The organism is Stieleria sedimenti, from assembly GCF_025060895.1.
In the GTDB taxonomy this organism is placed as follows: domain Bacteria; phylum Planctomycetota; class Planctomycetia; order Pirellulales; family Pirellulaceae; genus Stieleria; species Stieleria sedimenti.
Genome location: NZ_JANZKV010000203.1, coordinates 1 through 9,790, shown reverse-complemented (window position 1 = coordinate 9,790; position 9,790 = coordinate 1). Strand labels below are relative to the sequence as shown.

8 protein-coding genes are annotated in these 9,790 nt (G+C 59.8%); 5 read left to right on the top strand and 3 right to left on the bottom strand.

The window, feature by feature from the left end:
• Window positions 1-186 precede the first annotated feature (186 nt).
• Window positions 187-567 carry a DUF3127 domain-containing protein gene (locus NZK35_RS24885; RefSeq protein ID WP_259635232.1) on the top strand — a complete coding sequence of 127 codons (381 nt, stop codon included), beginning with the start codon at window positions 187-189 and terminating at the stop codon, window positions 565-567.
• Window positions 568-611: 44 nt separating this feature from the next.
• Here NZK35_RS24885 and NZK35_RS24880 read toward each other — a convergent pair whose 3' ends face one another.
• From NZK35_RS24880 to NZK35_RS24870, 3 genes are all read right to left on the bottom strand, one after another.
• Window positions 612-959, bottom strand: coding sequence for a P-II family nitrogen regulator (locus tag NZK35_RS24880; protein WP_095739866.1), 348 nt, complete (start codon window positions 957-959; stop codon window positions 612-614).
• 658 nt (window positions 960-1,617) lie between these two features.
• Window positions 1,618-2,976 carry a porin gene (locus tag NZK35_RS24875; RefSeq protein ID WP_407699827.1) on the bottom strand — a complete coding sequence of 453 codons (1,359 nt, stop codon included), beginning with the start codon at window positions 2,974-2,976 and terminating at the stop codon, window positions 1,618-1,620.
• 393 nt (window positions 2,977-3,369) lie between these two features.
• Window positions 3,370-4,704, bottom strand: a complete 1,335-nt coding sequence (locus NZK35_RS24870) for a porin (protein WP_259635231.1) — start codon at window positions 4,702-4,704, stop codon at window positions 3,370-3,372.
• Between the two features lie 512 nt (window positions 4,705-5,216).
• Between NZK35_RS24870 and ftsY the strand changes: the two genes are divergently transcribed.
• From ftsY to NZK35_RS24850, 4 genes are all read left to right on the top strand, one after another.
• Window positions 5,217-6,326: a signal recognition particle-docking protein FtsY gene (gene ftsY / locus NZK35_RS24865; RefSeq protein WP_259635230.1), complete on the top strand. Its 1,110-nt coding sequence runs from the start codon at window positions 5,217-5,219 to the stop codon at window positions 6,324-6,326.
• Window positions 6,327-6,343: 17 nt separating this feature from the next.
• Window positions 6,344-6,925, top strand: a complete 582-nt coding sequence (gene miaE, locus NZK35_RS24860) for a tRNA-(ms[2]io[6]A)-hydroxylase (RefSeq protein ID WP_259635229.1) — start codon at window positions 6,344-6,346, stop codon at window positions 6,923-6,925.
• A 506-nt stretch (window positions 6,926-7,431) separates the two neighbouring features.
• Entirely contained in the window at window positions 7,432-8,457 is a 1,026-nt protein-coding gene (locus NZK35_RS24855; RefSeq protein WP_259635228.1) for a hypothetical protein, read from the top strand.
• Between the two features lie 312 nt (window positions 8,458-8,769).
• Window positions 8,770-9,708 (top strand): universal stress protein, encoded by a 939-nt coding sequence (locus NZK35_RS24850; RefSeq protein ID WP_259635227.1) that lies wholly within the window; start codon window positions 8,770-8,772, stop codon window positions 9,706-9,708.
• Window positions 9,709-9,790 lie beyond the last annotated feature (82 nt).

Genomic DNA, 9,790 nt, shown 5'->3' with positions numbered 1-9,790 from the left:
TTTGAGGTTTGAGGTTTGAGATTTTTCTCGGGCAGGTGGTTTGATTTTCCTGTCACCGTGTTTCTGCCCACGATTTTTCTGCCATCTCTCCACCCCCGACCCTGCTCCCCCTCTCACTCTCCAGCCGGACAGGCTACAATCCGCGACCCCGAAAAACACTAATTCCGAGCGATTTTGAGAGAAGCGATGAGCGACCCATCCGTCACCGGCGTTGTCCATTTGATCGAGGAAACCAAGACGTACGGCAGCAAGGGTTTTCGCAAGCGATTGGTGGTGTTGGAGCAAGACAAGGGCAGCTTCACCAATTTTGTACCGGTCGAATTCACCCGCGATTCCTGTGACTCGGTCGACGAGATGAACGAAGGCGACGAGGTCGAGATCACCTATCGGCTCAACGGGCGGCGCTGGCAAAAGGACGCCAACAGCGAGGTCAAGTTCTTCGTCAATGTCGAAGCGACCTCCTTCAAAATCACCGGGAACGCCAACCCGGCCGACGCGATGAGCGAGCGGGTGACCGACCCCAACGCGGCGTTTGACGAGGCCAGTGACGAAGACGCCCCGTTCTGATCGGCGTGTTGGGGCAGCGGGACAGGCTGGGCGGTTGAGGGGCGTTAGATCGCTTCGCTGCCGGTCTCGCCGGTGCGGATGCGGATGCAGTCGTCCATCGGCAGGACAAAGATTTTGCCGTCCCCGATTTCGCCGGAGTCGCCGCTGCGTCCTCCCGACAGGATCGCTTCGATCGTCGGTTTGACGAACTCTTCGTTGACCGCGATCTGCAATTGCACCTTGCGGAGCAGATTGACACTGAATTCGGTGCCGCGGTAATTGCCGGTTTGTCCTTTTTGGCGGCCAAATCCTTGGCAATCGAGCACGGTCAAGCGGTGCACGTCGACTTGTGTTAAGGCTTCTTTGACGGCTTCGAGCTTGGTCGGTTGAATGATGGCGATGATCAATTTCACAGTTGCTGCGTCCTTTGATGGTTTCCGTCAACGCATCAACCAACAAGTGATAGCGTCTGGCAAAGGGCGACTATAACCGAACGGCGGCGACCAGAAAAAGCCCCAGGCAGCGTCTCTGCAAAGCGACGTTCCAGCAAAAGCCCGGGCTCGGGGGAGCGAGGCGGACACTCCTCCGAGCCGGGCAGCTTCCGGTCCGGGACGGGACCGAGAGTTCGCAAGTCGCAGCAATCGCCGAGAGAGCGGCATTGCCCAACGCGTTGTTCGGATGCCCTGCCACCAGCCGAGACAAGTCTCGACTGGCGTCAGGGCAGCGGTAGGTAGAACCACGTGTGTTGTTGATCGCCGGCCGTGTTGTTGATCGCCGGCCGGGACGCTGGTCAGAGAGAGCATCCACCGGGCCAAAGACGCGATCCGAATTCGGGAATGGGTCTCAAGTCGCTTTCCTTAAACGACTTAAAAAAAATCGCTGGTTTGCGGCGAGGCTCGGTCGGTCGATTCGGAGGGCCTGAACTCGTTTCGCTGCCCGGTCGGTAGGCAGCTCGGTGCCAACGGATTGGGCACGGATGAACGAAAAAAAGACCGCGTCCACCGTTTGGCGGACGCGGCCTCTTGCGGGAATCGCGATTGCGATTTCTGGGTCGGTCAGGCGACCCGATGCTTAGAACAAGAAGATGGTGTCGATCCCGAAGGTCGTTTGCTCTTCGCCTTCGTCCAGGCCGGCGATTTGGTCGTCGTCCCAGTCGAAGCGGATTTCGGGACGCACGATCACGTTGGCGTGCGGCTTGTAGTTGACCCCCATCGTCAGAGCGTAGATATCAGATTCGTTTCCGGCGGTTTGATTGAGTACGCTTCCTTCGACGTTGTACCACTCGAAACGTGCCCCGGCGGCCAGGCAATCGGTCAGCGTGTAGATCAGGTACTGGTTGATGCCGAAGGTGTTTCTCGCCAGTCGGTTATTCTGATCTTCGGTGTCCAGAAAGTCGCTTTGGAAGATGTACTGGAGCTGATCGGTCAGCGCGACATCGGCAACGATCGAGTGCATGTAGCCCTTTTCGGTGTTGCCGCCCTTGTCGGCGAAACGGCCGGCGACGGTGGCGTAGATCAGGCTGATGTCTTCATTGAGGGCCAACGAAACACCGCCCAAGAACGAGTCACCGTTGTCTTCGAAGCCGCTGTCCCAACCCAGCGTGTAGCCGCCGTAGACTTCGACATCCTCGCTGACGGCCAGGGTTGCCAAGGCACCGGTGTGGGTGAACGGCTCGCTGTTGTACATCGTGTACGCGTGGCTGTAGAAGAAGTTGTCCGGGGCGGTCACGACTTCCCATCCGATGATGGTGTAGAAGTGTCCGACTTTGACCGACAGGTCTCCGTAACCGGCTTCCAAGTACAGTTGCGGCATCGCGTGACCATAATCGGGGCCGTTGTCCCAATCGTTGTCCCAGTGGTTGTTGGCGATTCCGAACGCTTGGGTGTCTTGGGAATCGGTACCGTAGATGTAGTCGATGCGACCACCGATATCGAATCCGCAGGACGTGTCGATCGCTTTTTCCGCCCACAACCAGGCTTGGTGAAGTTGGAATTCATCGGGACGGCTGTTGAACAGCGGCAGGGCGTCGGTGTGGTATCCCATCTGGACCCAACCGCCGGCGGAAAGGTTGCCGCACTGGCCGAACAGGGCGAAGGGCTCGCCCAGATCGCACTGGCCCAACTTGTCGAACAGTCCGAGTCCGCCCCCGCATCCACAACCGGCATCGCAACCACCGTCGCAGCCGGAGTCACAGTACTCGATCATGTCCGCTCCGCAATCCGGTTCGCAGACTCCGGCATCGCAGTCACAGGGCGTTTCGCAACCGCAACCGACGTCATCGGTGCATCCGACCTGTGCGATCTGCCCGCCGGCCCCGGGGGCGGCTTGGTACAGAGCGTGGTAGTTTCCATCGGCAGACGGTCCACCCGCCAAGGCGTTGCCGCCGAAGCACAACAACGCGAGCGTGCTGAATAACAATTTACGTTTCATGGGTCTCCCTCGTCGTCCCGTCAAAGGACGTTCCTTTCTTGGTATTGCGTAGCGTGTGATCGGTAGACACATCGAACCGCAGCCATTTGCGAGCTGAAGTTCGACGTGTCCGGCGGTATCTGAAGGACGGATACGCCCGCCTTGCGAGGGCGCCGATCGAGAACCGCTTGACCATCTTCCAAGAGATGTATCGGGAGAAAATTGCCGAGAAATCGACTCTTCTGGCTTTTCGCATTCTGCCAGGCCTACCGATCTTGACACCGGGTGTTAATTCGTACCGGTCAGGTGGCGTTTGCCGCGGCGGGGCAACAAAAAAAGCCGGCGGCCGCTCGAGGGGTTCGAGCGGCCACCGGCCGGTGCAGTGGACCGAAGCGGTCTTCGAATCGATGCGTCTTAGAACAAGAAGATCGTGTCGATGCCGAAGGTCGTTTGGTCGTCGCCGCTTTCCAATCCGGCGACTTGATCGTCATCCCAGTCCCAGCGGATTTCGGGACGCACGACGACGTTGGCATGCGGCTTGTAGTTCAAGCCCATGGTCAGAGCGTAGATGTCCGAGTCGTTACCGGGAGCACCGAAGATGCCTTCGTTGTTGTACCACTCGAATCGTCCACCGGCTGCCCAGCAGTCGCTGAGGGTGTAGATCAGGTACTGGTTGATGCCGAAGGTTTCGCGGACGGTTGCACCGGCCGAGGTTTCGGTATCCAGGTAATCGGACTGGAAGATGTACTGCAGGTTGTCACTCAAGGTCATGTCGGCGACGATCGAGTGCATGTAACCTTGCTCGGGGTTTCCCAGGGGAGCTGCACCGAAGCGACCGAAGGTGGTCGCGTAGGTCAGCGTCAGGTCGTCGCTGAGTGCGACCGACAATCCGCCCAAGAAGCTGTCACCGTTGTCGTCGAAGCCGCTGTCCCAACCCAAGGTGTATCCACCGTAGGCGGTGACGTTGTCGTTCACGTTGTAGGTCGCCAAAACACCGGTGTGGGTGAAGGGCTCGCTATAGTTCATCGTGTACGCGTGGCTGTAGAAGAAGTTGTCCGGGGCGGTCACGACTTCCCATCCGATGATGGTGTAGAAGTGTCCCATTTTGACGGACAAATCGCCGTAGCCGGCTTCGAAGTACAGTTGGGGCAGGGCGTGACCGTAGCCGTTCGCACCGCCGTTGTCCCAATCGTTATCCCAGCCGCGGTTTCCCGTGCCGAACGCTTGGGTGTTCTGTGCGTCGATACCGTAAACGTAGTCGATTCGACCACCGATATCGAAGCCACAGGACGTGTCAATCGCTTTTTCGGCGTACAGCCAGGCTTGGTGCAGGTTGTACTCATCGGGGCGGTCATTGAAGATGGGCAGAGCGCGGTTGTGGTAGCCCATTTGGACCCAACCGCCTGCACTCCAGCCACAATGCTCACCGAACAGTGACCATTGTTCGCCCAGGCAGCAGTCGCCCAGAAGGCTGCCGAGGCCGCCTCCTACACCGCATCCACACGCCGAATCACATCCGCCGTCACATCCGGCGTCGCAGCAACCTGCGGCGCCACAGCTGCTGTCACATGCGTCGCCGCATGGATCGCAGCCAACTACTGTTTCGCATCCACAGACCGGCTCGCCGCAATCGCAAGCGGCCGCGCAGTGCGAGACCAGTTCAATTGAGTCATTTCCGCTCGCGGTCATGCTGCTCGTGTAGGACGCGCAGGCAATCGCAGCCAGCATGGCAATCTTGCTAAGCTTCATCGCTTTAAATTCTCCCGAATTCCATTTTCTGGGTTCTAAAAAAGGGCAGGGCAACAACGAATTACGCCCGCGACCAAAGATACGCGGGCCGCTGAGACCCTAATTGGTCGGGTCAAGGCATGTCTGACTGCTTGCCATCCCGTGTTCTCCCCAGTCAGCAGAGCCGACCGTGGTCAAAACGGGACTTCGAGTGTCGGACGCTACGATTTGACCGTCTGACGCGTCGCCTCTGTCGTCACCTGCGTTATCGGGACGGTTTGTTCATGATTTGGGGTCGAATTGGAATGTTTTGCGTTGGTCCCCCCAGCAGCGGTCCACGTGGTCCAACTGTGCCGCAAAACGCTATCAGAGAAACTTTGCCGACTGGGAAGAGGCTCCCTGATCCGCGGGTCATCCGACGGTAAACTGTCGGCAAACGGAATCCGAACCGCCGGGCGGTACCGCAATGGCGACCTTTCCGGCACACTTTGCCTTTCCCCACCCAATCGACAGTCCGACCGAGAACAAGACCGATGGTTTTTTGGCGTTCGAAGAAAAAATCAGACGATTCACCCCCCGCCCAGCCGTCCGGTCCGGCACAGCAGGAACCTTCCACCACACGTGAATCCCCCGCGGTTGAATCCTCCGCACCCGATCAAGGGCAAGCCGCAGCCACCCCCGAACCCTCGCGCCCCGAACCCTCGCCCCCCGAACCGGCGGCCGAAGCGTCGGCGGGCTTGTTCGGGCGATTTCGCAGCGGGCTGGAAAAAACACGGCGTGCACTCAACACCGACATCCGCGACCTGTTCAAAGAGGAAGGGCGGCTGGTCGACGACGAATTCTTGGGCGAACTGTTCGCCAAGCTGATCCGCACCGACATGGGCGCCGGCCCCGCCGAAGAACTCCGTGACGACGTCGCCAAACGCTACCGCGGCCGCAAAGTCGGGCTGGCCGAGGTCCTCGAATCGATCACCGCCCAAACGCAGGCGATGCTCCAGCAGGACGCCGCCCCGCTGAATCTGCCCGGAAAACCCAGCGTGATCCTGGTCGTCGGCGTCAACGGCAGCGGCAAAACCACCTCGATCGGAAAACTTTCCTACTTCCTGACGTCCCAAGGCAAGAAGATCGTCTTGGGCGCAGGTGACACGTTCCGCGCCGCCGCGGTCGAACAGTTGACGATCTGGTCTGAGCGGATCGGCTGCGACATCGTGACGGGAAAACAGGGCGCCGATCCGGCCAGTGTGGCGTTTCAAACGGTCGACAAGGCGATCGAAATCGGTGCCGATGTCGCCATCATCGATACCGCCGGACGATTGCAGACACAGTCCAACCTGATGCAGGAGCTGGACAAAATCCGCCGCGTCGTCGGCAAGAAAGTCGAGGATGCTCCGCACGAAGTCCTGTTGGTCCTCGATGCGACCGCCGGTCAAAACGCGATCAGCCAGGCCAAGGGATTCAGCGACGCGGCCGGTTGCACGGGCATCATCTTGGCAAAACTCGACGGCTCCGCCCGTGGCGGAGTGATCTTGCCGATCCGTCGCCAATTCGAGCTTCCCGTCAAATTCGTCGGACTCGGCGAAAGCATCGAAGACATCGCGGAGTTTGACGCCGACAGCTTTGCCACCGCCCTTTTCGCCGATTGACCCGCCGACCCACTGACATGCTGCACCTCCGATCCGAATCGACCCAGCGTTGGCTCCGGCAGGTCGACGAAAACCTGCCCGAGATCTTGATCGATCACGCCCACTGCGAGCGCAAGGCTGCGTCGACGGCGATGAATCTGATGAATTCCTACACCGACAACCGACCGCTGTGTGTCGAGATGACGCGGATCATCCAGGAGGAACTCGAACACTTTCACATGGTGATGGACATTCTCGATCGCCGCGGCATCAGCTTCAAACGACTCGCCAGCGGTCACTACGGACGCGAGCTCAATGCGCTGACGCGTCAGCGCGAACCCGAACGTGGCGTGGATCGCTTGCTGATCGCCTCGCTGATCGAAGCCCGTAGCTGTGAACGGTTCCGCTTGCTCGCCGATCACGTCCGCCCGCGCGACAGCGAGCTGGCGGATTTCTATGCCGGTCTGTTCGAATCCGAAGCCCGTCATCACACCACCTACGTCAAGCTGGCCGAACAATTCGCACCGCGGCGCGAGGTGCTGGAGCGACTCGACCAACTGTCCGAGCAGGAAACGGCGATCATTGCCAAGGGCAGCCCCCTGGCGCGGATGCACAGCTGATCGAATTGTTTCACGCCGCGGCGCTGAGGGTGTTGACGATGGAGTGGATGTTTCACGACAGGAAAGGACTGCGGAGGCCGTGCAATGAAATCACCTTGCCGGTTGTGAATCTTTGTTGTCAAGGTAAGACGCGGCGATATGGTTGCCTGTAGCGGAGGCCTGGGAGGAGCAACAGAGGACGTGCCGTTTTTCACGTCACCCTCCTGGCAGGAGGGGCGAGCGAAGCGAGGGGAGGTCGAACGGTGAATCGCCACTCTCAAGTTCAGTGGTCTTCGACGCCGACGGCGCACCCACGTAAACCCTCTCCTCGCTACGCTCGACTCTCCCAGGGGGAGAGTGACTAGGCTCCTTTAGTTTCAACAACTTTAAACTGCACGAACTCACTGCCCGAGATTGCAGAATTTGCATCTTGAGCGGTCAAGCACAAACCGAATCGGTGGAACCGATTCTTGATCACGACGGAATGATTCCGATGACGCACAAGACGATCACGGGAGATTTCTCAAATGGATGCTTACATCAAACGATGCGTTGTCACCGCAGGGCTGTTGATCACCACGCACAGCCTGGTTGCCGTCGATGCTTCGGCCGAGGCCCCCAAAATCCAGTTCGACATGCCGGCGGTGGCGACGGCGCTGGACACTTCACTGCCCGGCCAACCTCGTGAGGTTTCGGTCGAGTTGGTGCTGTCGTCATTGATCGCGGGGCGGACCGATGTTTCGTCAGACGACGCGCCGCCGATCGACCATCTGCTGGTTCACTGCAGCCTGCGTGACCGCTTGCCCGTGATCGATTTCTCGCCCAAAACGGAGCTGCAATCGGATTTCGCCGGCCCCATTTCGGTGACCACCAAAGACGAGCTGTCCAATGCGTTCGGCGTCAACATCGACGGCGCCGTGCCGCACGTCGGCGCCGGGCATTTTGGGGCCGACGATTCACGCAAGCGATCCGATCAGACCCAGTTCCAGCGTCAAGCACCGGTGCAAGCGGTGATCGCATCGGGCACCACCGATCGCGGACGCGGCGTGTACTTCAAATTCCGCTGGACCAGCCAACAGGTGCTGGAAGGGGAGAAACGATTTCGAATCTCATTCGCGGTCCCCGACTCCTGGCGGGGCGGGCTGCTGGATCTGAACGTCACCGCACACGGGGTCGATCGATCCTTGTTCGGGTCGGCCAAGCTTCGCGCCGTGGCGAAGCAAGACTTTGTCGTTGCCGTTCATCAGCAAGGTGATGCCGAGGCGGCCACGATCGCGCTACGGCTTGCCAATCTGGACCGTAAACTCGCCGCGTTCGCGCGACAGCACCCGAAGTCCGGATCCAATGCGATCACGCAATTCTGGCGCCGCGTCGTTCCGTCATCCTCTGAACCGACGACGCCATCGCAGTGGTATCACGGTGTCACCAGCAACCTGCTCGATCCGTACACCGATCATCAGATTCGCTCGTTGCCGATGCAAGTCCGCGTCGCCGTGCTCGGATACAGCGATGCGGCACGCGAATTGTTGGAACTTGGTCAGGAAGGGTCCTGACGGCGCGTTGTCGTGCTACATCGAACGGGGAATCGCGATAGAATTTGGGCAGTACCGAGTGAGCCAAACGCCGGCGTCGGGTATTTCAACGGCGCGTGGGTGTCTAGGCTTTAGCCGATCTTCGAGTGGGGAAACGAGGGGCCGAGATCGCCTAAAGGCTAGACACCAACACACGTGGAATCCGGCGAGCATCGTCGTTACAAGGGCCGGTACGTTACAAGGGCCGGTACGTTACAAGGGCCGGTACGTTACAACCGATTCCACGGTCTCGCCATTCAATCTCGATTCTTCCCACAACGCGACCCACCATTCATGTCTGATTCGGAGCCGAACGAAGTCGACCGCGGAGTCGACGAGTCCATGCGGATGTTCGAAAAATCGAAGGTCGGCGATGCGCCGGCGCTACAGCCGATCAAACCAGCCCGCGTCCTGCTGGTTCTCGATGGATCCTCCCAAGACAAGTCAGGCGTCGCGGCGGCCGGTTTCTTGCGCGAGACTTGCAACGTGGAAACGCTGGTCTTGGATGCCCGCCAATCACCCGACGGCGACGTCACCGGCGCGGTGATCGACGCCGTTTCGGGCACGCGTCCGATTCAGCGGGGCGAAGGCGAATCGTACGAGATGATTCTGGCGGCGCTCAACACGCATGCGGTCGATCTGCTGATTGTCCCCTGTCCGTTCGGCCGCGATTTTGACAAGGTCGGTACCGATAGCGCCGGCACCGTCATCGACGTGTTACTCTCGCGCTGCCCCTGTCCGATGTTGGTGATCCGCCGCGAAGACCAGACGCTGGCAGAATGTGTCGGCAAGGTTTCCGTCGTCGTCGGCGCCGAGTGTGACGTCGAATTGAAAGCCGCCGCGTGGGCCTTCGGGCTGTCAGCCGATGACGCGACCGTGACGCTGGATCTGGTCGTTGAAAAAGAGCAATACGAGAATATCAAATCGATCGTCGAAGCGCTTTCCGACGGCGCCACGCTGGACCCCGAATCGTTTTCCGATGCGATGACCAAGACGCACCACTCGATCCACGGTGCGATGGCCAAGACGGCGACCGAGCTCGGACGCAGCTATCATTTGCGACCGCTCGCCGGCGAAGTCGCGCCGCCCAATCCCTTGCAAAACCGGGACAAGACGCTACTGGTCTTGCCCTTGGAAGTCGACGATCGATTCGGCCAGGGATTCGTCCAAGACCGGATTCGACGCAGTCCGCATCCGGTACTGGTCGTCCCCAGCCATGTGCCGCAGATCTAAGCCCCTCCAAAGTCGCTTGCCGAATTGTCTTGATAGCGGCAGGGCGCGAGCCCTCCCGGTTTCTCTCGGCGCCGCGGGCGGC